Raw genomic sequence first — 25,956 nt, 5'->3', positions numbered from 1 at the left:
CCGGCGGACCGTCATCGAAGCCACTCGCCGGACTCGCCCACCGTCGTGCAGGTGGTCCGCCGGTCGAGTACCTCCGCCAGCGCCTCGGGTAGGGCTTCGAACAGATCGATGATCGCGTCGGCGGATTCCAGTTCGGCGCGCCGGCCGACACCATAGGAGACCGCCACCGTCGCGGCACCGGCCAGCCGACCGGCGGTCACATCGTGAGAGGTGTCGCCCACCATGACCGCCGTGTCCGGATGCCCGCCGAGCAGGTCGAGGGCCAACTCGATGGCGTCCGGCGCCGGTTTCGGCGCGACGACATCGTCGGCGCCGACCACGATTCCGATCATTTCCGACAAGCCGGAGGACCGCATGATGCGCACCGCACCCGTATGGGACTTGTTGGTCACGACCGCCGCGTGGCAGCCCCGGCCGCGCAACACGTCGAGTGTGTCGAGCACACCCGGATAGAGCAACTCACGACCGAGGGGCACGATGTTCCGTTCGTAGCGGCGCAGATACCCCTCCGATATCCGCCGCGCCAGTGTGGATTCCCCGTCGGCGAGGCTGGATGCCATCTCGGGGAGCGACCGTCCGATCAGCCGGCGCACCCGGCCGGGCTCGATCGCCCGGCCGGTGAGGTCGCGCACCTCGGCGGCAAGTTCCGTGCCGATCAATTCCGGCGTTCGCAGCAGCGTGCCGTCGAGATCGAGCAGCACCGCCGTCATCGAACGGCCATCAAGCTCGGGTAATCGACGTACCCCTGCGCGCCGCCCGAGTAGTACGTCGACTCGTCCGCGGCGTTGTACGGCCCACCGGCCCGAATGCGCTCGAGCAGATCGGGGTTGGCCAGGAAGGCCGCGCCGACCACGACCGCTCGCACCCGGTCACCGTCGACGATCGACGCCGCCTGCGGATCCCAGTGCCCGGTCGGGGCCGATCGACGTGGATTGACGATCGTCGGGCCGGACCACAGTTCGCCGATCCGGGCGGTCGGCGCCGGTGCGACCGCCTCGAGGACGTGCAGGAACGCGATCGGTGGCAACTGCATCAACAGCGGCCGGTAGGTCTGCTCGAGGTCCTCCTCGACGATGTCGTTGTACGGGTTCGACGGGGAGATGCGCAAGCCCACTCGCCCCGGTCCGATGGCATCGGCGACCGCGGCCATCACGGCAACCGGCAGGGCGGCCCGCCGCTCGGGGTCGCCACCGTACGCATCGTCGCGCAGATTGGTATTGGCGGCGAGGAATTGATGCAGCAGAAAGCCGTTGCCGCCGTGGATTTCGACGCCGTCGAAACCGGCTTCGATCGCCAGGACGGATGCGGAGACAAATCCGTCGACGACGCGTTCGACGCCGACGGCATCGAGCGCCACCGGGATCTCGTACGGCTGCATGCCCGCCGGCGTGAAGCATCTTCCGGCCGCCGCGATCGCGGACGGGGCGACCGACCGGTGGGCGCTGGGGTAGAGCGACCGGTGGCCGATGCGACCGGCGTGCATCAACTGGACGACGATGCGCCCACCGGCCCGGTGCACCGCATCGGTGACCGAACGCCACCGCTGCGCCTGCTCCTGGGTGTGCAGGCCGGGTGTGTTGAGGAAGCCCTGACCGACCTGCGTGGGATGCACCCCCTCGGAAATGATCAGGCCCGCCCCGGCGCGCTGCGCGTAGTACTCGGCCATCAGGTCGGTGGGCATACCGTCGGCGGTCGCCCGGCTTCGGGTCATGGGGGCCATGACGATCCGATTGGGCATGACCAGGTCACCGAGCGTGGTTTCTTCGAAGAGATCAGACATGGTGGGGCTCCCCCTTCCGGAGGGTCGATGCGGATCGTTCGAAATCTGCTGCCGCTACCGCGAGTTCACCGGCGACCTCGGCGGTGCTGATCAGTACGGCCTGGTTGGCGGCCGAGGTCCGCCCACCGGTCGCGGTGTCGACGCGACGCATGACAAAGGCGGTGACGTCCTTGCCGCGGACCCCGGATCGCTCGGCGTCGAGCAGCGCTTCCTCGACGGCCACCCGAGCGACCTCGGAGTCGACGGCGTCCTCTTCGCGCGGGGGTGTGGTGACCACCACCGCCGTCGAACTGCCCAATTGGCGGTGCCGGTGGACCGCCCCCGCCAGGACCATCGGGTCGTCGATGCGCAGGGGACTGGGGAAGCCACTGCTGCGGCAGTAGAAGGCCGGGAAGTCGTCCGATCGGTAGGAGATGACCGGAACCGACTGTGTTTCCAGATATTCCAGGGTCAGACCCAGATCGAGGATGTTCTTCGCCCCCGCGCAGACCACCACGATCGGGGTGCGAGCGAACTGAATGAGGTCGGACGAGATGTCCATCGTCCGAGCCGCACCCCGGTGTACCCCACCGATACCCGCGGAGCAGAAGTGTCCGATACCGGCCGCATGGGCGGCGATCACCGAGGAGGCGACCGTGGTCGCACCCGGCCCGCCCGAGGCGAGCGCGTACCCGAGGTCGCGGCTGCTCACCTTGGGGATCCTCCGGCCGGTGGCGAACCGCTCGATCCGATTGTCGGTCAAGCCGATCAGGATCCGGCCGGCATCGACGGCGACGGTGGCCGGCACCGCGCCCGCGGCGCGTACCGCGTTCTGCACGGCCAGGGCGGCCTCCACGTTCCGCGGGTATTCGAGGCCGTGGGTGATGACATTCGACTCGAGCGCCACCACCGCGACTCCGGCAGCCAGGGCATCGGCCACCTCCGGGTCGACATCGAGCAGGTCCCCGATGGTCATCGCGGATCACCTCCGATCGCGCTTCCCGCCGGAGCGCCCAGCATCCGTTGGGCGGCAATGACATCCACGACTTCGCCGACGTCCTCGGCGATGAGTGAGTAGTGGTCACCGCGCAGCGTCAGGACGGTCGGCTCGACGGCCGAGTATCCGGAGGACCCGTCGAGGAAGGTGTAGTCGTCGCCGGTGGCCTTCAGGATGGTCACGCGGGCGTTCAGGGTGCGGCCGGCCAATTCGGCGAAGGTGTACTCGAACTGGAATGTACGCTCCACGATGCGAGCGATCCGGCGTACCACCTCGGACGGCAGCTCGGGGGTGGCCACGGCCATGAAGGCGACGAAGCCGTCCTCGTCGCAGACCTCGCGTACGCAGCGCTCGACGACCTCACCCCGAATCGTGCCGCCGAATACCGAATACAGGATGCGTAGATAGGTCGCGTCCTGATAGCGGGCGACCCGACGTTCCCGTCGAGGTTGCGCCTCGACGGTCGGGTTGCCCGGGCACAGCAGCACCACGTCGTCGACCACCCGGCCGGACTGTTCCAGCTGCCACGCCGCCTCGAAGGCCACGCGAGCGCCGAACGAGTAGCCCCACAGCGTGTACGGGCCGTCCGGGGCGACCGACAGGATCTGATCGATGTCGGCGCGGGCCATCGAGTCGATGCTGGTGAACGGCTCCTCGCCGGCGTTGATCCCCCAGGCCTGTACCCCGATCATCGGTCGCTGGTCGATCGCGGCACCCAGCCGACGCAATCCCATCGGCGAGCCTCCCAGACCGGGCCAGCAGAAGACCGCGCGGCCGTCGGCCCGATCGTTGAGGGGAATCAGTCGGGAATCGTCGGAGTCGAGTTCGTCGATGCGGGCGACCAGATCTCGGAATCGTGGGTACCGGAAGAGGGTCTGCACCTTCAGGGCGATCTCGCGTTGGGCGTTGATCCGGTTGATCAGGCTGACCGCCTTGAGCGAGTCGCCGCCCATGACGAAGAAGTCGTCCTCGACCGATACGTCCTCGTAGCCGAGCAGGGCGCTCCAGTGCGGTGCCAGCCACCGCTCACCCCGATTGCGCGGCTCGATGATCCGCCGCGATTCGGTACTGCCGGCCAGTCGGAATCGATCGACCAGGGCGACTCGATCGATCTTGCCGTTCGGGGTCTGCGGCATGTGGTCGAGGATCGTGATGCGAGTGGGAACCATGTAGTACGGGAGGCTGCGCCCGAGATCATCCTTGATCAGCTCGGCGGGACCGCGCATGTGGACCTTGTCCTCATCCATCCCCTCGCTGCCGATCTGCTGCTGGGTCAGCCGCCCACCCACGGCGAAGTACGATGCACTGCTGGAGATCCCGACCCGCGACAGCAACCGGTCGATCCGGACGGCCGCGGGCAGCGGATGCCCGGACCTCGAGCTGTAGCCCGCCGACATCAGCCCGAGCGCGAAATCGTTGGCCTGCAGGCGATGCAGCGCTCGGCCGAGGGCCACGTATTCCAGCGGGTGTCCAGGCGCGTCGACGGTCATCGTCACCGCGAATCGCGACTGCCGGAACGTCTCCTGGTTGATCGCGATCACGTGGTTGATCTCGACGACGTCGTCACCGATTCGCTCGACATGCCCCTCGTCGACGCCGTAGAATCCCGGCGCCAGGCCGTCGACCCCGTCGTTGTGTACCTGCACGAACCACCGCACCAGGTCCGGGAAGTGGCCACCGCCCTGCGGGACGGCATCGACACCGCCGAGGTATACATCGGTCGCACGGGAGGAGAGGGCTTCACGCCGGGCGGGATCGACGTCGACCGGAACGATGTCGAGGCCCTGATCGACGAGTGCCTCCTCCAACGTCCCGAGCATATGGCCCATCTCGATCTCGAGCACCTCATCGACGTTGGTGCGGTATACGGTTTCGATGGCGTCCCGGCGCCCGAGGAAGTGCAGCCGCAACCGATTGTCGGAGTCACCCGGAACGTCACCGTCACCGATCCGGTACAGGCCGTGCCGCTCCGGGTGGTAGTAGTAGATCCCGTCGTCGATACCGTCGAGGTTCGCGACCTCCACCAGCAGCTGGGTCGCATAGAGCGCCCCGGGCGACGCATAGGCGAACTTGGGCAGGAGCCGAGTATCGCTGTCGAATTGACCGAACCAGCGGAGCAGTTCGCTCAGCCCGTCGAAGGTCAATTGGGAGAGGTCGCGGCGGTAGCGCGGACGTTGCGGTGCGGCGATCGCCGCCAGGAGGTCGTCGCGGGTGACCGTCCCGCCGAGATATTGCCGATATGTCTTGCGGGAGAAGACCTGTCGTCGGACGTGCTGGGTGCCGGCCCGGTGGTTCAACGGCACGGCCGGGCAGTTGGCCAGCTCCCCGTCGTCGCGCAGACCCGGATTGGACAGCTGGGCGCGGACCTGGACACGATCGGCCTTGGATTGGTGATGGGCACCGTGCGCGCCCTGGTCCATCAGCGCCGCCTGCTGGGGATCCAACTCGACGGCAGCCATCAGGGCGGCGTGATCCGAGCGCGGATCCTCGACCACCACGGTCGCGGCCTGTCGGACCCAGGGATGCTCCTCGATCCGATGGCTGACCTCATCGAGCTCGATGCGGTGCCCACGGAGCTTCACCTGGGTGTCGCTGCGCCCCACGAAGGTCAGCTCGCCGGTGGCACCCGCGCGGACGAGATCACCGGTGCGGTAGTGCCGGACCTCGCCGCCGGCGGGAACCGTGATGAAGGCGGCGTCGGTGAGATCCGGGCGTCCGATATACCCCCGCGCGAGTTGCGGACCGGCGAGCAGTAGTTCGCCGACCTCACCCGGCCCGACCGGTTGGAGCTGCTTGTCGACGACCACGGCCGCGCACCCGTCGACCGGCCGGCCGATGGGTACCGTCGGCGGAGCCGATGGGCTCACATCCGCGACGTCGACGACGTGCGAGGTGGCATTGATGGTGAACTCGGTGGGGCCGTACAGATTCGTCAGCCGCACCCCCGGAATCGCGCGCAGCACATCGCGAGCCAGGGCGGAGGTCAACGGCTCGCCGCCGCTGAAGATCCGGCTCAGAGCACGCGCGCCGCCGAGGCTCTCGGTGGCGACCAGCGCCCGCAGCAGGGTGGGTACGGCCTGCAGGGCGGTCACGTCGTGGGCGTTCAACGCGGCGAGCAGGGCTTCCGGATCGCGATAGAGGCCCGGTTCGCCGAGCACCACACATGCGCCGGTCGCGTTCGCGAGCAATTCCCACTGCGCGGCATCGAAACTGATCGGCGTCTTGTGCAGGATCCGGTCGTGCGACGCGAGATGGTCGCGCCCCAACCAGGCCAGCTGATGTCCGACGGCGGCGTGCGAGACCGCCACACCCTTCGGTCGGCCGGAGCTGCCGGAGGTGTAGACGACGTACGCCAGATCGCCGGCCCGTACTTTCGGCAGGTCGATGCCGGTCGCGCTCCCCTCGCCGGGGACCACCACCGCGACCGTCGACGGCAGGATGGAACGCACCCGGTCGAACCTGTCCGCGCTGGTCAGTACGGTCCGAACGCCGGAGTCGGCGACCATATAGGCCACTCGCTGTTCGGGATAGTCCGGTTCCAGTGGCAGATAGGCGGCTCCGGACCGCAGTACCGCCCACGCCGAGACCACCAGATCGACACTGTGATCCATCAGAATCCCGACGGTGGTGTCGGGCGTCGATCGGCGTTCCCGGTCGGAGGCCAGCTCGCACGCCCACCGCGTGCTTCGTTCGACCAGTTCGGCATAGGTGACGTGGTCGTCCCGGTCGGTCAGGGCCACCGACCGGGGTCGTCGTTCGGCTCGGTCGTCCAGCAGGCTCAGCAGGGTCGGTCCCGTTGCGGTTACCTTCACGGCGCCTTCTCCTTCGAAGCTGACAGTGCATCGATGGTGGTATCGCCCGACATCACCGGGCTCACGTTCTGCGGACCGCCCGGCTGATGGCCGGCGGGCGGTTGGTGCTGTCGGGAAAGCGCGAATTGAATGAGAGCGATCGAGGCGATCACCGCGCAGGCGCCCACGATCTGCCAGGCGGTCAGGTCCTCCCCGAGGAATACGTATCCCAGCGCAACCGCCGTGACCGGGCTGAGGAATCCGAGGAAGGAGACCGCCACCGCCGGTAGCCGTTCGATGCCGCGGAACCACACCGCGTAGGCGATCAACGCCCCGATGACCGCCAGATAGGCGAATCCGCCGATATTGCGCGTGGTGACCGCGGCGGGAAGTCCCTCGACGATCAGCATCGGCGGAACCAGCAGCAGGCCACCGAGGAACAGCTGGACACCGGTGAATCCGAGGATTCCGGTGCCGGGCGGCCGTCCCCAACGCTTGGCGAGCACGATGCCGGCGGCCATGCTCAGGGCGCCGAGCAGGCCGGCGACCACACCGATCGTGCTGATCTGGGCGTTCGAGCGCAGCACCAACAGCGCGATGCCGGCGGTTCCGATCGCGCAGGCCACGAGGTGAATCGGCAGAATCCGCTGGCCCAGGAGACCGACGCCCAGCAGCAGCACGATCAGCGGCTGCACCGACATCACCAGCGCGGCGACACCACCGGGCAGTTGGTAGGCGGCCACGAACAGCAGGAAGAAGAAGATGCCGATATTCAGTGCCCCCAGGACCGCGGACCGAATCCACCAGATCCCTTGCGGCAGCGTCCGAGTCAGCACCATCAGCAGCAGACCCGCCGGCAGCGCGCGAACGACGGCGGCCAGCAGTGGACGGTCGGGCGGCAGGAATTCGGTGGTCACCAGATAGGTGGAGCCCCAGACGATCGGGGCGAACGCCGTAATCGCGTAGTCGGTGGTCGACGTTCTTCTCATCGTGGATGCCCGTCGGTGCCGAAGTAGCGGTCCCCGAAGTCGCCGATGCCGGGAATCATGAAGTTGTTGATATCGAGGCTCTCCTCGATCGACGACGTCACGATGCGCAGATCCGGATGGCGCTCGACGACGCGGCGCAGTCCGGACGGAGAGGCGAGCACGTTGACCACCACCACCCGGTCGTCGGTCACCCCGGCGGCGCGGAGGACATCGAGGGCGGTCAGCAGCGATCCGCCGGTGGCCAGCATCGGCTCGAGCAGCAGGACGTGGCCGTCCCCGATCCGTGGAGGAAGGTGGGAGTAGTACAGGTGTGGTTGCGAGGTGGCCCGGTCCCGCTGGATCAGGATCTTGCCGATCCGCGCACCGGGCAGGATCGACCAGACCTCGGACTCGATGCTCTCGCCCGCGCGCACCACCGCGACGGCGCATACCGAGCAGGTCGGTCGCACGCCGCGAAAGGTATGTCCGGGCGGGGTGCGGACGTCGATCGATTCGAAGGGGAGCTCACAGACGGCGGCCTCGAGCAGCGCCCGGAAGACCCGACGCGAGTGGGTGACGAAGTTCTCGCGGCTGGCGGTATGGTCCCGCATCCGGGTATGCGCGTCCAGAAGTGCCGCGGTCCGCGGCAACTCGATGACACGCCGATCCCGGCGCGGATCGAATCCGTTTGTACCGTTGGAGATCTCAGAGAGCTGCGAACGCACGCTGCGCCTCCTGCACGAATCGGCGGACCTTCTCCGGATCCTTGCGGCCGTCCGGCCCCTCCACGGCGGTGTGGGCGTCGACCCCCGCGGGCCGCACCCGCGCGATCGACTCCGCGACATTCGCCGGGTTGAGCCCGCCGGCCAACATCAGCGGGCGCTCGGAGCGATGCGCCAGGGCGGCGCTGATCGACCAATCGTGGGTCTTGCCGGTCGCCCCGCGGGCGCCGGTGGCGGGGTCGTAGGTATCGGTGATGTACATGTCGACGTGGGCCTGCGTCCGCTCGATATGCGTCAGCAGCTCGGCCCGATTCTCTTCGCGGACCACCAGCGCCGCGAGGATGGTCAGGTCCGGGCGCAGCGCTCGCAGCCGGGCCAGTTCGTCGATGCCGATCTCACCGTGTAACTGAACGGCGCTGCACCCCAATGAATCACAGAACCGGGCGATCTCGTCGGCTCGATCCAAATAGGTGATCAGGACTCCGGCACGACCTGCGGGCAGTCCGGCGATGATCGCGCGGGCGTCGGCCTCGCTGATGTCGTCCTTGCCCGACGGCAGCCGCAGCGGGAACCCGAGCCAGTCGACTCCGTTCTCCAGCAGCAGGTCGGCTTCTCTCGCGTCGATGATTCCGGCGATCTGAACGAGGGCCTTCATGGTGACTCCTCACCGTGGTCGGATACGGGTTCGGAATCGATGCCAAATGTTCGACATCGAACTATTTGCACCCTGAAGGTTAGATCTTGTATTCTTTGATATCAAGTGAAGGGAACGTGAATGGAAATCGACCGGGTTGATCGAATCCTCGAGCAGTGGCGCCGCGAGCGACCGGACCTCGACGTCAGCGCCATGGGCGTGCTCGGCCGGCTGGCTCGCGCAAGTCGGCTGGCCCGCACATCGATTCAGCGACTGATGGCAGGGCACGGGCTCGAACCGTGGGAGTTCGATGTACTCGCCACACTTCGACGCTCGGGAATCGACAACCCGATCACGGCAGGCAATCTCGCCGAGCAGACCATGGTCGGTTCGGCGGCGATGACCAATCGGGTCGATCGCCTGGTCGAACGCGGACTTGTCGACCGCCGCACGAACCCGAACAACCGCCGGCAGTTGCTGATCTCGCTCACCCCGGCCGGACTCCGACTCATCGACGAGGTCATGGTCGACCACGTCGCCGGCCAGCAGGAGATGCTGGCGGGCCTGACACCCGACGACATCGACACCTTCGCAGACCTGCTCCGCCGATTCCTGCTCGCCCACGGCGATCGCGTCGAATGATCCCGGTCGCCGGCATCACCGCACCCACCAGGAGGGCATACCCATGCACATCGCCGTCATCGGAGCCACCGGAATGGTCGGCCGCAGACTGGTCGACGAGGCGGTCGGCCGCGGCCATCGGGTGACCGCCCTGTCGCGGCGCCCCGGACAGGACGCTCGGGTCGACGCCCGGGCGGTGGACCTCGCCGAGGCCGGGGCCGTCGACCCCCACCTCGAGAAGGTCGACGCCGCGATCCTGACGGTGCGACTGCCACCGGGTGAGGAATCCGCACTGCTGACCCTGACCGGGCATACCCTGGATGCCTGCGCGACCGCCCGGGTTCGCCTGCTGGTGATCGGCGGCGCCGGTGCCCTGCGCTCGCCGCGCACCGGCGCCCGGGTCGCGGACGACACCGCTTACGTGCCGGCGGCGCTGCAATCGCTGGCGAGGACCGGGGTCGACCAGATGGAACTGTGCCTGCGCCGCCTACCCGAACTGGCGACCTACCTCAGCCCGCCGGCGCTCCTCGAACCGGGTGACCGCACCGGACGCTATCGACGCGGCGGCGACGTCCTGTTGACCGACCACACAGGCGTATCCCGAATAAATGTGGAGGACTTGGCAGTTGCGGCGATCGACGAGGTGGAACAGCCGGGATCCGACCGGCACTTCACCGTCGCGGCGGCGTCCTCGCAGGCCTGATATCCGGCCCACAGGCGGGAGTGTGGAAATCGGAACCAATACGGGGCGCGGACACATATATCGCGTCCGCGCCCCGTATCGGTTCCGATTTCCACATGTCGCCGGTGGGCGTCAGGTCACGAGACCCTCGCTGTGCAGCCAGTCGTAGGCGACCTGGGCGGGGTCCTGACCGTCGATGTCGACCCGCCCGTTGAGGTCCTGCATGACATCGTCGTTGAGCAACTGCGAGACCGTCTCCATCAGATCGGCGATCTGCGGATGCGCGTCCAGCGCTTCCTTGCGCACCACGGCGGTACCGCTGTAGGGCAGGAAGAACTTCCGGTCGTCCTCGAGCACCGTCAGGTTCAGATTCTTGATGCGACCGTCCGTGGTGTACACCATGCCGAAGTTGCACGGCGAACTGTTGGCGGTCGCGCTGTAGACGACGCCGGAGTCCATGGTGGACACCTGGTTGAGCGGCACGCCGTCCGGCGCCTCCAACGGAATCTGGTACGCGTCGAGCATCGGGCGGAAACCGTCCGGACGCGAGAAGAATTCGTCGTTGACACAGAACGTCCGATCCGCGATCGGCAGCGCCGCCATCTCGGACATCGTGGTGACCCCGAGCCGCTGCGCGGTATCCGCCGCCGCCGCGAAGGCGTAGGTGTTGTTGAAGTTCGCCGGCGGCAACCAGACGAGGTTGTTCTGCTCCAGCTCGGTGTCGTGCACCCGCTGCCACAACTCCTGCGGATCGGCGATCGTCTCGGTCTCACCGAGATAGGCGATCCACGCGGTGCCGGTGTACTCCCACAGGATGTCGGCGGTCCCGTTGAGCTGGGCCTGCCGGGACGAGGCCGAACCGGGAGCGTTGGTCATATCGGTGATGTTCGCCCCGGCCGCCGCCAGGTAGGTCGCGGTGATCTTGCCGAGCAGGACCGACTCGGTGAAGTTCTTCGACGTCACCGTCAGATCCGCACCCTCGAGCGGCGTGGAACCGTCGGTCAGGGTGGTGCTCTGGAACGTGCCGGCCGAGCTGACCAGCCCGCAGCCGGTCAGCGAGGCGGCCAGCAGCGCGATCATCGCTACCAGGTACGGACGATGGCGCCTCATGTCAGACCTCGCGGGGTAGCGGCGAGCTCGACCAGGCGGCCGAGCCAATCGATGATCATCGCGAGCAGCGCCACCAGGATGGCGCCGGCGATGAGCAGTTTCGGCAGGAACAGGCTGACACCGGTGGTGATCAGGGTGCCGAGGCTGGTCGCGCCGATGAAGGTCGACAGCGTCGCGGTGCCGACCAGGATCACCAGCGCGGTGCGCACACCGTTGAGGATCACCGGAACCGCCAGCGGCAGTTCGACCTGGAAGAGCGTACGAATCCCGGAGTAGCCGATACCGCGCGATGCCTCGATGGTCCGCTGATCCACCTGGCGCAGCCCGATGATGGTGTTCTGCAGAATCGGCAGGATCGCGTAGACGACCAGGCCGACCACCGCCGCCTTGAAGCCGATGCCCAGCCAGAAGGTGAACAGCACCAGCAGACCGACCGCGGGTGCGGCCTGGCCGATGTTCGCGATGTTGACCGCGAACGGGGTCAACCAGCGCAGCCCCGGCCGGGTGAGCAGGATCCCCAAGGGGATCGCGATCAGGACCACGATCACCGTTGCGGTCAGGGTGAGCTCGATGTGGTCGATGATCGTGGACTGCAGGGTCGACCAGCTCAGCGAGGCCAGCTCGGTCTCGGTGAATTCCGTTGCCGCGTACCAGCTGAAGAAGCCGATACCGATCACGAGGATCACCAGCGGCTCGAACCAGACGTCGACGGGCAGCTTCTTGAACCGTGATGTCATCCGTCGACGCTCGATTCCGGGTCGGCCGGAACGACCGGGATCGGTCCGGTGGCGTGCTCGACGTAGGTCTCCTGCTTGTCGGTGCGGGCGACCTCGAGCTGTCCCTTGATCACGTCCATCACCGACTGGATCGTCAGCGAACCGATCGCCGCGCCGCGCCCGTCGGTCACCAGCGTGCCGCCCTGGCTGGTCGCCAGCATCGAGTCCAGCGCGTCGTTGAGCGTCGAGGTCTGCGCGACCCGCGGGAGGCGATTGTCGACGTAGTCGGCGATCTCGTCGCGGATCGCGATCTCGTCGACCGACGGCCACGACAGCGGCAGCCCCTGCTCGTCGACGACGACCACCCAGGTCGCGCCGGCGGCGTGCGCGCGCTCGAGGACCGCGGTGGTGCGCTCGCCGACGGTGGCGGTGACCACCGAGTCGTAGTCGATATCGCGGACCCGCAGCAGGGTCAGCTGGGCGAGCGTGGCGCCCGACCCGATGAACTCCTCGACGAACGGCGTCGCCGGGTTGGCCAGGATCTCCTCCGGGGCGGCGTACTGCTCGACGTGACCGCCCTCGGACAGGATCAGCACCTTGTCACCGAGTTTGGTCGCCTCCTCGAAGTCGTGGGTGACGATGCAGATCGTCTTGCCCAGCTCGGCCTGGATGTTGATCAGGCTGTCCTGCAGACGCACCCGGGTGATCGGGTCGACCGCGCCGAAGGGCTCGTCCATCAGCATGACCGGCGGGTCCGCAGCCAGTGCCCGGGCGACGCCGACACGCTGCTGCTGGCCGCCGGACATGTCCTTGGGCAGCCGCTCGGCGAAGACGCCGGGATCGAGTCCCACCAGATCGAGCAGGTATTCGGTGCGCTCGGCGATCCGCTTCTTGTCCCAGCCGAGAACGCGCGGGATCGCGCCGATGTTCTTGCTGACCGTCCAATGCGGGAACAGGCCGGCGGACTGGATGACGTATCCGATGCCCTGGCGCAGCTTGTCGGGGTCGCCCTTGGTGACGTCGCGCCCGTCGATGAGGATGCGGCCGTCGGACGGTTCGATCAGTCGGTTGATCATCTTGAGGGTGGTGGTCTTGCCACAGCCCGAAGGGCCGACGAAGGCCACGATGTGGCCCGCTTCGATACCCAGATCCAGCCGCTCGACGGCGGGCTTGTCCGTTCCCGGATAGCGCTTGACCACACCGTCGAGATGAATGGACGCGCCGGTGACATTGCTCGTGGGTGCTGCGGCGGCATCGGTATTGGTCATGACGACAGTCCTTTGGGAATGGTGAAGCGGCCGAGGAGAACGAGCAGACCGTCGAAGACGAGGGCGACGATCACGATGAGAAGGGTTCCGGTGAGCGCCATCTCGAGGGCGTTCGCGCCGCCGAGGCGGGCGAGGCCGGAGAAGATCAGCGAGCCCAGGCCCGGTCCCAGGACGTAGGCGACGATCGCGGCGATGCCGACGATCATCTGGGTCGAGACCCGGACCCCGGTCAGGATCACCGGCCAGGCGATCGGCAGTTCGACGGTGAACAGGATTCGCCACCGGGACAATCCGATACCGCGGGCGGCTTCGACGACCGAGTCCGGTACGGACCGCAGTCCGACGATCGCGTTGCCGATGACCGGCATGGCGGCGAAGAACGCCAGCATGATGAACGAGGGCACCACACCGAGCCCGAACGGAACAATCAACAACGCCAGCAAGGCAAGTGACGGGATCGTCAGCGCCACCCGACTCGAGGTCAGGGTAAGCGCGGCGGCCAGGGGCGTGCGGTAGACAGCCACGGCGATGGCTACCGCAACCAGGGTGCCGATCAGAACGGTCTGAAAGGACAACGAGGCGTGTTGATAGGTAAGAAAGGTCAGATTTTCAGCGTGCTGCTGGATGTAGTTCCACAAGTGTCAGGTATCCCATCGGTATGGTCCGACATTCTCTGCTGGGCACGAGCGATGCAAACAGTACCCCCGTTCGTCCGACTCCACAGGGCAATTGCCGGTGAAGGTGCCGCGTAACGGACTGTATGCAGGGGTGTCGGGACACCTCGGGGCGAGATGTCTATTGATGTCCGAGCAGGCGTCGTTGCCGATCGACAGGGGTGATGAACTCGCTGTGGTCGTTCTCGTCGAGATCGACTCGGACATCGACGAGAGTGCCGGAGAAAGCATTACGAACGGGCAGGTAGTCGTCGGTGACCGGGGTTCCGCGATCGACACCGACATTCAGTGTCTCGTCGAACGAGAAGTAGTAGGCAGCGGTCTGTTCGACGCGCCCCTTGGCCGAGATATGGCCATCGGTGCGGATCGTGACGTCCCCACCCTTTCCGAGACCTCCTCCGTCGTAGTGGAACTCGATCCGAACCTCGTGCGGGCCCGGTGGGATCGGCTCGGCGGCGGCCACGGTGACCACCTGTCGGCCGTAGCTGTTGTAGGCGTAGCGCGGTCGACTGTCGACCAGGTAGAACGACCAACCGCCGAATCGCCCGCCCTGCGCGATGATCACGCCGTCCGCCCCGTCCGGGGGCACGACAATTCGGGCGGTGATCGCGTGGCTGCGGTTCTTCACGTTCGGCGCGGTCTCCTCGGTGAACCGCCCCATACCGGCGCGGTAGGTGACCGAGTTGCGGCCGGCGAAGAGGTCGATACGTCCCGCCACCTGCGGATTCTCGCGTTCGGTGACGCGGTCGTCGAGCGGAAAGACCTGGTACTTCGCCGCTTCGATGACAAAGAGGTCCTGCAGACGCCGCAACGTGCGGGGGTGCTCGGCCGCCAGATCGTGGGCCTGGCTCCAGTCCGTCGTCGTGTCGTAGAGCTCCCAGACGTCGTCCTCGAAGTCGGGCAAGCCCTCCGGGACCATCTGCCAGGGGATGCCGTGCCGGGTGACCGCGGTCCAGCCCTCGTGGTAGATCCCCCGATTGCCGCACATCTCGAAGTACTGGGTGCGCCGCCGCTCGGCCGCCTCGGGGGCATCGAACGAGTAGCACATGCTGACTCCCTCGATCGGCTGCTGGGTGACCCCGGCGACGCTGACCGGATGCGGAATCCCCGCGGCCTCGAAGATCGTCGGAGCGATATCGATGACGTGATGCCATTGGTGTCGGATCTCGCCGCGGGCACGAATGCCGTTTCCCCAGCGCACGATCATGCCGTCACGGGTGCCGCCGTAATGCGAGGCGACCTGCTTGGTCCACTGGTAGGGGGTGTTCATCGCGAGCGCCCAGCCCACCGGGTAGAGCGCGTAGGTGGTCGCGTCGCCGAGATTGTCCAGATTGTCGAGCATCTCCGCGGTGCTGTCGACAAATCCGTGTCCCACCAGGTGTTCGTGCATCGTGCCCTCGACGCCGCCCTCACCGGAGGCACCGTTGTCGCCGAGGATGTAGATCACCAGGGTGTCGTCGAGGACGCCGATCTGCTCGAGCGCCTCGACCAGCCGCCCGACCTGCACGTCGGTGTGTTCGGCGAACCCGGCGTAGGTCTCCATGAACGCCGCCGCGACCCGGCGTTCGTCGTCGGTCAGTTCGTCCCAGTGCGGGACGACGTCCGGCCAGGGCGCCAGATCGGCGCTCTCGGGCACCACGCCCAGCCGCTTCTGCTGGGCGAGGGTGGCCGTCCGCTGCGCGTCCCACCCGGCGTCGAAACGGCCCCGGTACTTGTCGATCCACTCGGGCGCGACGTGGAAGGGTGCGTGCGTGGCACCGAAGGCGAGGTAGGTGAAGAACGGCTTGTCCGGGGTGGTGGTCTGCTGCGTGGCGATCCAGTCGATCGCGTGGTCGACCAGGTCCTCCGACAGGTGGTAGCCGTCCTCCGGCAGCCGATCGGGCTCCACCGGGGTGGTGCCGTCGAAAAGCTGTGGATACCAATGGTTCATCTCGGCGCCCATGAAGCCGTAGAAGTGGTCGAAGCCCTCGCCGATCGGCCACCGATCGAACGGGCCGGAGGCGCTGATCTCGCGAGGCGGGGTCTGATGCCACTTTCCGAATGCCGCTGTGCTGTAGCCGTTACCGCTCAGGGTCTGCGCGATCGTCGCCGCGGAGGCCGGCCGAAATCCGGTATATCCCGGTGCACTGCTGGTCATCTCGGTGGTGACACCCATGCCGACCGAGTGATGATTGCGACCGGTCATCAGCGACTGCCGGGTCGGCGAGCAGAGGGAGTTGACATGAAACCTGCTGTAGCGCAAGCCGTCATCGGCAAGCTTCTCGGCGCCGGGCATCTCGCAGGGTCCACCGAAGCTGCCGGAGGCTCCGAAGCCCATATCGTCGATCAGCACCACCAGAACGTTGGGCGCGCCGTCCGGCGGTCGCAGATCGGCGACCGGCACGAAGGGTTCGGTCTGCTGATGGACACTCAGCGCCGTCGCCACGACGCCGGTGGTGACCGGAATCGGTAGAACTTCGCGAACCTTGCCCGTCATTCGGCGTCTCGTCATTCCTCGTCGAGGGGCGGGCGCTGCGCTGGGCCCGAGGAAGCCGGCTCATCGGGGTAGCTCCCCCGGGCGGCGTGTCTGTCAGATTCTCACCGCCACGGCCCCGCCGCAATCGGACAAGACGACCTGGCCAGACCGGTTTTCGATGGTTCCCATCGACGCGGTCTATCGACCCGAACCGAATTGGATCACACCGCGACGGCACGCGCCAGGGCCACGAAGCTCTCGGCGGCCGGCGAGAGCGGTCCCGGACGCCACACCAACTGCGCCCGATACCGCAGTTCCGGATCGGTGGTCACCACCCGGGCACCCTTGTTCCGCGCGTCGCGGGCCATCGATTCGGGCAGGAAGGTCGCCCCCGCACCGGCGATCACCAAAGGCACGATCATGGCGCGATGGACGGTCTGCACGGAGACCAGCGGGGTGACGCCCACCCGGTCGAGGGCATCGTCGAGCACGGTGCGCGCATCGGAGCCGCGCGGGGTCACCACGAACCGGGTCGCGGCCAACTCCGCCAATCCCACCGGGTCGACGTTGGCCTGATCAGGGGGTGTGACCAGCAACAATCGTTGTTCCGCCAGCAGCAGCGCGGACAGGTCCTCCGCCGGTACCGCGGAGTCCATCAGCCCGAGTTCGGCCTCGCCGCTGCGCACCAACCGGCCGACGCTCGCGCCCTGCTGGGGGTCGGTCACGTCGACCGCCACCTGTGGATACCGCCGCAGGAATCGGCCGAGCAGGTCGGCCAACGGGTCGACCGCCAGGGTCGTCTGGGCGACGATGTCGAGCCGACCACCCGACAGCCCGAGCACCTCGCGCACCGCCGCCGCCGCGGTCGCCAGATCGCGCGAGACCTGCCGGGCGGGCGCGACGAGGGCCTCGCCGGCCGGGGTCAGGATCGCGCCCTGCGGGAGTCGATGGAATAGGGCACCGCCGAGTTCGGTCTCGAGCGTGGCGATCGAGTGCGACAACGACGGTTGCGAGACATGCAGTACACGTGCAGCATTGGTGAAGCCTCCGTGCTCCACCACCGCGAGGAAGTATTCCAACTGCCGTCGTTCCACCCACGGAGCGTAGACCCGAGTCAGCGGTGCGGTCGCCGTGTCACAACCACTGGAGTCGATATGACAAGGCCGGGTACGGACGATCCGTACCACTTCATCCGGATCAGTTCTACGCTCCTGCACTCCTGTCGGGTCCGCCCGACATGATCGATCGCGAACCGGACTACCGGTTCACCCTGGCCAACGAACGCACCTTCCTCGCGTGGATCCGGACGGCGCTGGCGCTGCTGGCCGGCGGCGTCGCGGTCGGCCAACTGTTCCTGGGTCCCACGGCCAATGATCCGGGGCATCGGACCCTCGGGATCGTCTGCATCGTGCTGGCGACGATCATCGCGATCGGCGCGGTCGTCCGCTGGCAGCAGGTACAGGCCGCCATGCGGCGCGACGACCCCCTGCCGAGGTCGCGGATGGTCTGGCTGACCGTCACCGGATTCTGCGTCCTCGCCGTCGTCTGCAGCATCCTGGTGCTGACGTGATCGAGCCGTGAGACCCGCGCGGGTCCACATATGACCACATCGGAGCCGGGCTTCGCCGGTCGTCGCGATCCGGGACTGCAACCGGAGCGCACCGCGCTGTCGTGGCGGCGCACGATGTTGACCGCCGTGGTCGCCGCGCTGATCTGCGTCCGGGCCTGGGTGGTGACCCCGTCGGCGTGGCTGGTGGTCGCGGCGGCGGCCGTCCTGGTCGTCGTGGGCCTGACCGCAGCCGGCCAGACGCTGCGGTTCGCGCGCTACCGCCGGGACCCGGCCGATCCGCGACCGGTGCCACTGCCGCTGCTGCTGGGCACCGGCGCGATGATCGCGGTGGCCTCGGTCGCGTGCCTGATCGGAGCGGCGCTGCGCCCCTGGTAGCGGGCCCGCTCAGTCCCGCACGATGCAGCGGAAGCCGATATGGCAGGTCGACGAGTCCTCGGTCTCGCCCTGGCGGGCGGCGGGCCGGTAGCGCAGGCAGTAGTTCGGGGCGCAGAGGTGCGATCCGCCCTTGATGACCCGGCGGTTGTAGGGCTCGCGCGGATCGACCGGGCCCGGGGTGGTGATGCGCGGGTTCGCCGGGACGCAGCACGACGAGGCGGGGGCGACGTTCTTACCGCTCGCCGCGTGGTTGGCGAAGTAGTAGTCGCTCGTCCACTCCCAGACATTGCCCGCCATATCGTGCAGGCCGTAGCCGTTGGCCGGGAACTGCCCGACGGGGGCGGTGCCGGCGTAGCCGTCGGTCAGCAGGTTCTCCCAGGGGAACTGCCCCTGCCAGACGTTGCCGCCCGGCCGGCCGCCGGGCTCGTGCTCGTCGCCCCATACGAAGGGCTTGCGGTCGAGGCCGCCGCGGGCGGCGAACTCCCATTCGGTCTCGGTGGGCAGGTCCTTGCCGGCCCACGCCGCATAGGCCGCGGCGTCCGACCAGGACACCTGGGTCACCGGGTGGTCCTGCCGGTCGGCGACGTCGCTGTCCGGGCCGTCGGGTCGGCGCCAGTTCGCCCCCGGCAGGAAGGACCACCAGCGGGCGACGCTGTCGAGCGGCACCGGCCCGGGCGGTGGGGTGAACACCAGCGAGCCCGGCACGAGCAGTGCCGGGTCGGCGCCGGGGTAGAGAGCCGGGTCCGGGGGGATCTCGGCGGTGGTGACGTGCCCGGTGGCGGCGACAAATTCGGCGAACTGCGCGACGGTGACCTGATGGCGGTCGATCAGGAAGCCGTCGACGGTCACCCGGTGGACCGGCCGTTCCTCCGGGTAGAAGTCGGCGGAGCCCATCCAGAAGGCCCCACCGGGAATGCGGACCATGTCGCGGACCGCTGCCTGGGACGTCACCACACCAGCGTGGCAGAGGTCGGCCGGTCCGCGCCGCCCGGGTGCCGGCCGATCGTCGACGTCACAGGGCCGCCGAGACGACTATCTCCTCGGCGGCCCTGTGAGGTGAACCCGTGCACAGTCGGCTACTCGTCGGCGCTTCCCTCGACCTCGGGAGCCTCGACGGCCTTCGCCGGGGCCTTCTTGGCGGGCGTCTTCTTCGCGGCGGTCTTCTTGGCCGCGGTTGCCGTCGTCTTCTTCGCCGCCGTCTTGGTCGCCGCCGTCTTGGTCGCGGTGGTCTTGGTCGCGGTGGTCTTCTTCGCCGCCGTCTTGGTGGCCGTCGCCTTCTTCGCCGCCGTCTTGGTGGCGGTCTTCTTGGCCGGTGTCTTCTTCGCGGCGGCCTTCTTGGTCGCCTTCTTCACCGGTCCGCGGGCGCGGCGATCGGCCAACAGCTCCGAGGCGCGCTCGTCGGTGATCGTCGCGACCTCGTCGCCCTTGCGCAGGCTCGCGTTGGTCTCACCGTCGGTGACGTACGGGCCGAAACGGCCGTCCTTGATGACCATCGGCTTCTCGGTGGCCGCATCGACACCCAGTTCACGCAGCGGCGGCGCGGCGGCCGCCGAACGGCCCCGACGCTTCGGCTCGGCGTAGATCTTGAGCGCCTCGTCGAGGGTCACCGAGAAGATCTGCTCCTCGGTGGCCAGCGACCGTGAATCGGTGCCCTTCTTCAGGTACGGCCCGTAGCGGCCGTTCTGCGCGGTGATCTCCTCACCGTTGGCCGGGTCGACTCCGACCAGCCGGGGCAACGACAGCAGCTTGAGCGCGTCGTCGAGGGTCACCGTCGCCGGGTCCATCGTCTTGAACAACGATCCGGTGCGCGGCTTGGGTCCGGCGGGGGCCTTCTTGGCGGCCCGCTTCGTGGCCTTCTTCGCGGGTGCCGCGACCTCGACCGCGACCGCACCCGCCCCACCGGACGGATCGATCGGCGCGATATCGCTACCGGACGGCACCGCCGCGGCCGGCGGCTCCGGGTCGGGCCCGGGATCGGCGATCAGCTCGGTCACGTAGGGGCCGAAGCGGCCCTCCTTGACCACGATCTCGCGGCCGGTGACCGGGTCGACGCCCAGTTCGCGCCCCTGCTGCGGGGTCGCGAAGAGCTTCTCGGCGAACTCCTGCGTCAGCTCGTCCGGCGGCAGATCGTTCGGCAGGTTCGCCCGCTGCGAGATCGGGTCGCCGCCGTCGGGGTTCGCGACCATGCGCTCGAGGTAGGGCCCGTAACGGCCGACCCGCACGCAGACCTCGCGGCCCTCGCTGTCGTCGAAGAGGCGGATCGAGTTGATCTCGCGGGCGTCGATGTCCTCGAGGTTGGTGCCGACCATCTTCTTGAGGCCGCCGACGGCCGCCACCGAACCCTCGGCGCCGTCGTCGGAGCCGAAGTAGAAGCCGGAGAGCCAGTGGTTGCGCTGTTCGCGTCCACCGGCGATCGCGTCGAGGTCGTCCTCCATCGCGGCGGTGAAGTCGAAGTCGACCAGCCGGCCGAAGTGCGCCTCGAGCAACCCGACCACGGCGAAGGCCACCCAGGAGGGCACCAGCGCACTGCCGCGTTTGTAGACGTAGCCGCGGTCGAGGATCGTCTTGATGATCGAGGCGTACGTCGAGGGGCGGCCGATGCCGAGCTCCTCGAGCGCCTTGACCAGCGAGGCCTCGGTATACCGAGCGGGCGGGTTGGTGGTGTGGCCGTCGGGCTCGAGCGCGGTCGGGGTGACCCCGGCGCCCTCCTCGAGGACCGGCAGCCGGGATTCGGCGTCGTCGCTCTGGCCGCCGGCCTCCTCGTCGACGCTCTCGACGTAGGCGCGCAGGAAGCCGGGGAAGGTGATCGTGCGCCCGGACGCGGAGAACACGCAGTCCTCGCCGGTGCGCGCCTGTCCCCCGATCCGCAGGGTGAGGGTGTTGCCGCGGGCATCGGCCATCTGGGAGGCGACCGTGCGCTGCCAGATCAGCTCGTAGAGGCGGAACTCGTCGATATCCAGGGCGGCGTGCAGCTCACCGGGGGTGGAGAAGCGGTCGCCCGAGGGGCGGATCGCCTCGTGGGCCTCCTGGGCGTTCTTGACCTTGCGGGTGTACTGCCGCGGGCTGGGATGGACGTAGTCCGGGCCGTAGAGCTCGGCGGCCTGGGCGCGGGCCGCCGCGATCGCCGACTGCGACAGCGTGGTCGAGTCGGTACGCATGTAGGTGATGTAGCCGTTTTCGTACAGCCGCTGCGCGATCCGCATGGTGCGCTCCGAGGAGAAGCGCAGCTTGCGCCCGGCCTCCTGCTGCAGCGTCGAGGTCATGAACGGCGGATACGGCTTGCGGGTATAGGGCTTGTTCTCGGCGGAGGTGACCGTATGGCCGACGCCGTCCAGTGCCCCGGCCAGCGCGCGAGCGGCGGCCTCGTCGAGGACGCGGACCTCGTCGCTGCGCAGGTTGCCTGTCGAGTCGAAGTCGCGGCCGGCGGCCACCCGGCGACCGTCGACGGTCAGCAGACGGGCGCCGAAGGTGCGCGGGCTCGCGCTCTCACCGGCGTCGAAGGTGGCGGCGATATCCCAATAGGACGCCGACCGGAAGGCCATCCGCTCGCGTTCGCGCCGCACGATCACCCGGGTGGCCACCGACTGCACGCGGCCCGCCGAGAGCTTCGGCATGACCTTCTTCCACAGCACGGGGCTGACCTCGTAGCCGTAGAGGCGGTCGAGGATGCGGCGGGTCTCCTGGGCGTCGACCAGGTCGATATCGAGTTCGCGGGTGTCCTCGGCGGCGGCGCGGATCGCCGGCTCGGTGATCTCGTGGAAGACCATCCGGTGGACCGGGATCTTCGGCTTGAGGGTTTCGAGCAGGTGCCAGGCGATCGCCTCGCCCTCACGGTCGGGGTCGGTGGCGAGGAAGAGCTCGTCGGCGTCCTGCAACAGGCCGCGCAGCTCCGAGACCTTCTGCTTCTTGTCCGGGCTGATCACATAGAGCGGCTGGAAATCCCGATCGACGTCAACTCCGAGTCGAGCCCACGGTTCACCCTTGTATTTGGCCGGCACATCCGCCGCACCCCTGGGCAGATCGCGGATATGCCCCACCGAAGCCTCGACAACATACCCGGAGCCGAGATAGGGGGCGATTTTCCGGGCTTTGGTTGGAGATTCGACAATTACCAGCCGTCGCGGTGTCGATGTCCCTCCGGACGCTGCGCCGTTCTTCCCGCCAGCCACCTTCAGTCCGAGCCTTCCCGGTCGCCCCCGGCGGGCCAACCCTGTGAACCACCGCTACCTGCGCGTTGCAGGCTCCCACGTGCGGGGCCGCACCCACAACACTCTTTCTACAGTGACATATGTGGACGTGCGCGGTCGCATCAGCACCGCGCAACCCCCGTGCACGCGGTCGAACCCGTGAACCCCGACCACCGACCGAGGAGCCGAAGTCGGCCCCGATCCGAAACCGAACCAACCGCCCCGATGCGGAATCCGTAGGCATCCGCCGGGTTTCTCCGGTCATTCGCAATCGATCGAACCGCCCACGTTCGGATCTGAGCGATCGATCACAAGCCCCCGAATGAACCTCGTCCCCCGCCGCGGATGCGACGAGGGACGAGATTATTGATTCAGAGCCGCTCGATCAGAGTGCGCGAACACCCGTCGCCTGCGGACCCTTGGTTCCCTGTCCGACCTCGAACTCAACACGCTGGTTCTCTTCGAGGGTACGGAAACCGTTGCCCTGAATCTCCGAGTAATGAACGAAGACGTCGGGAGAGCCGTCCTCCGGCGCAATGAAGCCGAAGCCCTTCTCCGCGTTGAACCACTTCACAGTCCCCTGGGCCATGCTAGTCAATCCTTCTTCTTGAACACCGGGTTCGTCGAACTCGACGTGCGGGTCCGACGGGCCGGTTCCGACCGCTGCACTTCTTGAATCCCCCCCAGGGACCGCCAAGCACGGCGCCCGCAACAACGATCCTGCGAGCGTTAACACGAACACAAAACCTGCGACCAAGCACCAGTGAAGCACGTCGCGGCGCAACCGAAAAGCGCAAGGAGCAGACTTTTCGTAAAAAGTTGATCTTGACGGATGTCCAGCACGACCCCGGAAGAGTCCGAGAAACGCGTCGGACAAGGAGAAACCCGTTGATCGGAGTACCTTTGAGCACCGTGGAGGAGCCGATCGATCAGCATGACTACGCTTCGGATCTGCTTGCTCACATCCTCCCGGCGCCATCCTCCGCATCGTCGAATCCGACGGTTCACCGCGTCGATCTGCCGGCACGATCCGCCCGATATGCCGCATGGCCGAGCTGGATGCCGCCCGAGATCCGGGACGCCCTGGTTGAATTCGGCACCCCTCGGCCGTGGTCGCATCAACGCGACGCCGCCGACTCGATATGGACCGGACTCCATACTGTCGTCTCCTCCGGAACCTCCTCCGGAAAGTCGCTGGCCTTTCGGATGCCGATCCTGACGACGCTGCACGAGGATTCGACCGCGACCGCGCTCTACATCGCGCCGACGAAGGCACTCGGTGCCGACCAATTGCACGACACCCGACTGCTCTGTGATCGCCTGTTCGCCACCAGCGGAACCACGATCGGGCCCTGCGCCTACGACGGCGATTCGTCACCCGATGTTCGACGGTGGGCAATGGAAAATTCGCGTTGGATCTTCACCAATCCCGACATGATTCACCACGGACTGCTCCCCCGACACGAGCGCTGGGGACGGCTGCTGCGCCGGTTGCGCTACGTCGTGATCGACGAGTCGCATGTCTACCGGGGGGTATTCGGGTCTCATGTCGCGCTGGTCCTGCGTCGGTTACGCCGGCTCGCCCGACGCTACGGCAGCGATCCGGTGTTCATCCTGGCATCGGCGACCACCGCCACCCCCGGCCGCTCGGCGACCACACTGATCGGGTCGCCGGTCGCCGAGGTGACCACCGACGGCTCGCCGCACGGGAAGCGCAGCTTCGTGCTGTGGGAGCCGGCCCTGTTGGAGCCCGGGTCGAACCCAGCGTCGGAATCGGGTGCGGAAACGGACACTTCGGCATCCACCATCGCCGCGTCCGGTCCCGACGGCGGTCAACGGCGGCGATCCAGCGGGGCCGACGCGGCCGAGATCATGGCCGGGCTCGTCCTGCAGGGGGCGCGCACGTTGACCTTCGTCGGCTCGCGTCGCGGCGCCGAGTTCACCGCTCTCGGTGCGCGTCGCCGCGTCGCGCAGGTCGATCCGGCTCTCGCCGAGCGCATCGTCAGCTACCGGTCCGGCTATCTGCCCGAGGAACGACGCGATCTGGAAGCCGGCCTCAACGACGGCCGGATCGTCGCGGCGGCCACCACCAATGCGTTGGAGTTGGGCATCGACATCGCGGGGCTCGACGCGGTCGTGCTGTCCGGATTCCCCGGCACCCGCGCATCGTTTTGGCAGCAGGCCGGTCGGGCCGGTCGACGCGAACAGCACAGCGTGGTGATCATGGTCGCGCGGGACAACCCGCTCGACGCCTATCTGGTGCACCACCCGGATGCGTTGTTCGACTCCCCGGTCGAGGCGACGGTCATCGATCCCACCAACCCCTACGTCCTCGGGCCGCATCTGCTGCACGCCGCGGCCGAGATCCCGCTGACCGCCGATGATCTGGACGATATGGCCGGCCATGCCGTGGCCGCGGACCTCGTCGAGGCGGGCCTGCTGCGGCGGCGCCCCACCGGCTGGTTCATCACCCCCGACTCGTTGGCCGCGGCGCAGATCGACATCCGCGGGGGTACCGGAACACCGGTCGCCATCGTCGAGCACGACACCGGCCGGCTGCTCGGCCACGTCGACGCCGCCCGCGCGCCGTACCACGTCCACCCGGGTGCGCTGTACCTGCATCGCGGCGAATCCTTCGTCGTCGACGACCTCGACCTCGACGGCGGGGTCGCGCTCGTCCACGCGGAGACCCCGGACTGGTCGACCACCGCGCGCAGCGTCACCGACATCCGGCTGATCGACACGGTGACCTCCCGCGCCTACGACGGCATCGAGACCGGCCTGGCCCGGGTCGAGGTGACCACCCGCGTCGTCGGATACCTGCGCACGCTGTCCGACGGGACGGTGCTCGACATGGTGGAACTGGCGATGCCCCAGGATGTTCTGGTCACCCGGGCGGTGTACTGGACGATCACACCGGAACTGCTCGAGCGGGCGGGCGTCGACCCCGCGACGACGCCCGGAGCCCTGCACGCCGCCGAGCACGCCGCGATCGGACTGCTGCCGCTGGTGGCGACCTGCGATCGCTGGGATATCGGCGGAGTTTCCACGGCCGGACACCCCGATACCGGCCTACCGACGGTCTTCGTCTACGACGGAAACCCCGGCGGCGCCGGATTCGCCGACCGCGGATACGCGCAGCTGCGACATTGGCTGGGCGCCACCGCCGATGCCGTCCGCTCCTGCGACTGCCGCTCGGGCTGCCCCGCCTGCGTCTACTCGCCGAAATGCGGCAACGGCAACTCGCCGCTCGACAAGGCGGCGGCCATCGCCGTGCTCGACACGGTCGGTGCGGTGCTGGGAGCGGCCGACGGCGATCCGGAATGGTCGGAACACAGCGCGACCCCCGACGTCGATGACGGCGGAGGTCGCGCGGTATCCCTGTGAATCGGCGACCTTGGGGCCGACCGACGGGCGTTCGGTTGTA

At 67.9% G+C, this 25,956-nt stretch carries 21 protein-coding genes; 5 read left to right on the top strand and 16 right to left on the bottom strand.

Going from position 1 to position 25,956, the window contains the following annotated elements:
• Window positions 1–11: 11 nt before the first annotated feature.
• Genes MB1_RS13240 through MB1_RS13210 form a run of 7 tightly spaced genes read right to left on the bottom strand, consistent with a single transcriptional unit; the run spans window position 12 to window position 8,892 of the window.
• On the bottom strand, window positions 12–710 hold the full coding sequence (locus MB1_RS13240; protein ID WP_066907800.1) for an HAD family hydrolase: 699 nt from the start codon (window positions 708–710) through the stop codon (window positions 12–14).
• Window positions 707–1,780, bottom strand: a complete 1,074-nt coding sequence (locus MB1_RS13235) for an alkene reductase (RefSeq protein WP_066907797.1) — start codon at window positions 1,778–1,780, stop codon at window positions 707–709. Before MB1_RS13235 ends, MB1_RS13240 begins: the two co-directional genes overlap by 4 nt.
• Window positions 1,773–2,735, bottom strand: coding sequence for a pseudouridine-5'-phosphate glycosidase (locus MB1_RS13230; RefSeq protein WP_066907794.1), 963 nt, complete (start codon window positions 2,733–2,735; stop codon window positions 1,773–1,775). The genes MB1_RS13235 and MB1_RS13230 overlap by 8 nt, the downstream gene beginning before the upstream one ends.
• The gene (locus MB1_RS13225; RefSeq protein ID WP_066907792.1) at window positions 2,732–6,568 is read right to left on the bottom strand and encodes a non-ribosomal peptide synthetase family protein; all 3,837 of its coding nucleotides are present in this window, start codon (window positions 6,566–6,568) and stop codon (window positions 2,732–2,734) included. Before MB1_RS13225 ends, MB1_RS13230 begins: the two co-directional genes overlap by 4 nt.
• Window positions 6,565–7,536, bottom strand: a complete 972-nt coding sequence (locus tag MB1_RS13220; RefSeq protein ID WP_084351694.1) for an EamA family transporter — start codon at window positions 7,534–7,536, stop codon at window positions 6,565–6,567. The genes MB1_RS13225 and MB1_RS13220 overlap by 4 nt, the downstream gene beginning before the upstream one ends.
• Entirely contained in the window at window positions 7,533–8,240 is a 708-nt protein-coding gene (gene upp / locus MB1_RS13215) for a uracil phosphoribosyltransferase (RefSeq protein ID WP_245650174.1), read from the bottom strand. The genes MB1_RS13220 and upp overlap by 4 nt, the downstream gene beginning before the upstream one ends.
• Window positions 8,221–8,892 carry a phosphoribosylanthranilate isomerase gene (locus MB1_RS13210; RefSeq protein ID WP_066907789.1) on the bottom strand — a complete coding sequence of 224 codons (672 nt, stop codon included), beginning with the start codon at window positions 8,890–8,892 and terminating at the stop codon, window positions 8,221–8,223. The genes upp and MB1_RS13210 overlap by 20 nt, the downstream gene beginning before the upstream one ends.
• Window positions 8,893–9,012: 120 nt before the next feature.
• Between MB1_RS13210 and MB1_RS13205 the strand changes: the two genes are divergently transcribed.
• Both MB1_RS13205 and MB1_RS13200 read left to right on the top strand, forming a co-directional pair.
• Window positions 9,013–9,513 carry a MarR family winged helix-turn-helix transcriptional regulator gene (locus MB1_RS13205; protein ID WP_066907786.1) on the top strand — a complete coding sequence of 167 codons (501 nt, stop codon included), beginning with the start codon at window positions 9,013–9,015 and terminating at the stop codon, window positions 9,511–9,513.
• A gap of 43 nt (window positions 9,514–9,556) precedes the next feature.
• A complete protein-coding gene (locus tag MB1_RS13200; protein WP_066907783.1) occupies window positions 9,557–10,195 on the top strand; it encodes an NAD(P)-dependent oxidoreductase in 639 nt (212 codons plus the stop codon).
• 111 nt (window positions 10,196–10,306) lie between these two features.
• On the opposite strand, the gene MB1_RS13195 is transcribed toward MB1_RS13200, so the two are convergent.
• From MB1_RS13195 to MB1_RS13170, 6 genes are all read right to left on the bottom strand, one after another.
• The gene (locus MB1_RS13195) at window positions 10,307–11,284 is read right to left on the bottom strand and encodes a glycine betaine ABC transporter substrate-binding protein (RefSeq protein WP_066907780.1); all 978 of its coding nucleotides are present in this window, start codon (window positions 11,282–11,284) and stop codon (window positions 10,307–10,309) included.
• A complete protein-coding gene (locus MB1_RS13190) occupies window positions 11,281–12,021 on the bottom strand; it encodes an ABC transporter permease (RefSeq protein WP_066907777.1) in 741 nt (246 codons plus the stop codon). The genes MB1_RS13195 and MB1_RS13190 overlap by 4 nt, the downstream gene beginning before the upstream one ends.
• On the bottom strand, window positions 12,018–13,268 hold the full coding sequence (locus tag MB1_RS13185; RefSeq protein ID WP_066907774.1) for an ABC transporter ATP-binding protein: 1,251 nt from the start codon (window positions 13,266–13,268) through the stop codon (window positions 12,018–12,020). Before MB1_RS13185 ends, MB1_RS13190 begins: the two co-directional genes overlap by 4 nt.
• Window positions 13,265–13,906, bottom strand: coding sequence for an ABC transporter permease (locus tag MB1_RS13180; RefSeq protein WP_066907771.1), 642 nt, complete (start codon window positions 13,904–13,906; stop codon window positions 13,265–13,267). Before MB1_RS13180 ends, MB1_RS13185 begins: the two co-directional genes overlap by 4 nt.
• A gap of 157 nt (window positions 13,907–14,063) precedes the next feature.
• Window positions 14,064–16,418 carry an arylsulfatase gene (locus MB1_RS13175; protein WP_066907768.1) on the bottom strand — a complete coding sequence of 785 codons (2,355 nt, stop codon included), beginning with the start codon at window positions 16,416–16,418 and terminating at the stop codon, window positions 14,064–14,066.
• Between the two features lie 200 nt (window positions 16,419–16,618).
• Complete coding sequence (locus MB1_RS13170) at window positions 16,619–17,491, bottom strand: LysR family transcriptional regulator (protein ID WP_066907765.1); 873 nt, start codon at window positions 17,489–17,491, stop codon at window positions 16,619–16,621.
• A gap of 143 nt (window positions 17,492–17,634) precedes the next feature.
• Between MB1_RS13170 and MB1_RS13165 the strand changes: the two genes are divergently transcribed.
• A complete protein-coding gene (locus MB1_RS13165) occupies window positions 17,635–17,967 on the top strand; it encodes a YidH family protein (RefSeq protein WP_066907762.1) in 333 nt (110 codons plus the stop codon).
• Between the two features lie 30 nt (window positions 17,968–17,997).
• Window positions 17,998–18,342, top strand: coding sequence for a DUF202 domain-containing protein (locus tag MB1_RS13160; protein WP_066907759.1), 345 nt, complete (start codon window positions 17,998–18,000; stop codon window positions 18,340–18,342).
• 9 nt (window positions 18,343–18,351) lie between these two features.
• Here MB1_RS13160 and MB1_RS13155 read toward each other — a convergent pair whose 3' ends face one another.
• The 3 genes from MB1_RS13155 to MB1_RS13145 form a co-directional block, all read right to left on the bottom strand.
• The gene (locus tag MB1_RS13155; protein ID WP_500778534.1) at window positions 18,352–19,293 is read right to left on the bottom strand and encodes a formylglycine-generating enzyme family protein; all 942 of its coding nucleotides are present in this window, start codon (window positions 19,291–19,293) and stop codon (window positions 18,352–18,354) included.
• 125 nt (window positions 19,294–19,418) lie between these two features.
• Window positions 19,419–22,511 carry a type I DNA topoisomerase gene (gene topA, locus MB1_RS13150; protein WP_084351692.1) on the bottom strand — a complete coding sequence of 1,031 codons (3,093 nt, stop codon included), beginning with the start codon at window positions 22,509–22,511 and terminating at the stop codon, window positions 19,419–19,421.
• Window positions 22,512–22,914: 403 nt separating this feature from the next.
• Complete coding sequence (locus MB1_RS13145) at window positions 22,915–23,118, bottom strand: cold-shock protein (protein WP_066907756.1); 204 nt, start codon at window positions 23,116–23,118, stop codon at window positions 22,915–22,917.
• A 323-nt stretch (window positions 23,119–23,441) separates the two neighbouring features.
• Between MB1_RS13145 and MB1_RS13140 the strand changes: the two genes are divergently transcribed.
• Window positions 23,442–25,916 carry a DEAD/DEAH box helicase gene (locus tag MB1_RS13140; RefSeq protein ID WP_439646944.1) on the top strand — a complete coding sequence of 825 codons (2,475 nt, stop codon included), beginning with the start codon at window positions 23,442–23,444 and terminating at the stop codon, window positions 25,914–25,916.
• Window positions 25,917–25,956: the final 40 nt, after the last annotated feature.

This window comes from Millisia brevis NBRC 105863, from assembly GCF_001552615.1.
Taxonomy (GTDB): domain Bacteria; phylum Actinomycetota; class Actinomycetes; order Mycobacteriales; family Mycobacteriaceae; genus Millisia; species Millisia brevis.
This window is presented reverse-complemented; position numbering and strand designations above follow the sequence as displayed.

Excerpts from the sequence above, each read along its gene's own strand:
- MB1_RS13240 (WP_066907800.1), bottom strand. The coding sequence starts at position 710 with ATGACGGCGGTGCTGCTCGATCTCGACGGCACGCTGCTGCGAACGCCG.
- MB1_RS13235 (WP_066907797.1), bottom strand. The coding sequence starts at position 1,780 with ATGTCTGATCTCTTCGAAGAAACCACGCTCGGTGACCTGGTCATGCCC.
- MB1_RS13230 (WP_066907794.1), bottom strand. The coding sequence starts at position 2,735 with ATGACCATCGGGGACCTGCTCGATGTCGACCCGGAGGTGGCCGATGCC.
- MB1_RS13220 (WP_084351694.1), bottom strand. The coding sequence starts at position 7,536 with ATGAGAAGAACGTCGACCACCGACTACGCGATTACGGCGTTCGCCCCG.
- MB1_RS13210 (WP_066907789.1), bottom strand. The coding sequence starts at position 8,892 with ATGAAGGCCCTCGTTCAGATCGCCGGAATCATCGACGCGAGAGAAGCC.
- MB1_RS13205 (WP_066907786.1), top strand. The coding sequence starts at position 9,013 with ATGGAAATCGACCGGGTTGATCGAATCCTCGAGCAGTGGCGCCGCGAG.
- MB1_RS13200 (WP_066907783.1), top strand. The coding sequence starts at position 9,557 with ATGCACATCGCCGTCATCGGAGCCACCGGAATGGTCGGCCGCAGACTG.
- MB1_RS13195 (WP_066907780.1), bottom strand. The coding sequence starts at position 11,284 with ATGAGGCGCCATCGTCCGTACCTGGTAGCGATGATCGCGCTGCTGGCC.
- MB1_RS13190 (WP_066907777.1), bottom strand. The coding sequence starts at position 12,021 with ATGACATCACGGTTCAAGAAGCTGCCCGTCGACGTCTGGTTCGAGCCG.
- MB1_RS13185 (WP_066907774.1), bottom strand. The coding sequence starts at position 13,268 with ATGACCAATACCGATGCCGCCGCAGCACCCACGAGCAATGTCACCGGC.
- MB1_RS13175 (WP_066907768.1), bottom strand. The coding sequence starts at position 16,418 with ATGACGGGCAAGGTTCGCGAAGTTCTACCGATTCCGGTCACCACCGGC.
- MB1_RS13165 (WP_066907762.1), top strand. The coding sequence starts at position 17,635 with ATGATCGATCGCGAACCGGACTACCGGTTCACCCTGGCCAACGAACGC.
- MB1_RS13160 (WP_066907759.1), top strand. The coding sequence starts at position 17,998 with ATGACCACATCGGAGCCGGGCTTCGCCGGTCGTCGCGATCCGGGACTG.
- MB1_RS13145 (WP_066907756.1), bottom strand. The coding sequence starts at position 23,118 with ATGGCCCAGGGGACTGTGAAGTGGTTCAACGCGGAGAAGGGCTTCGGC.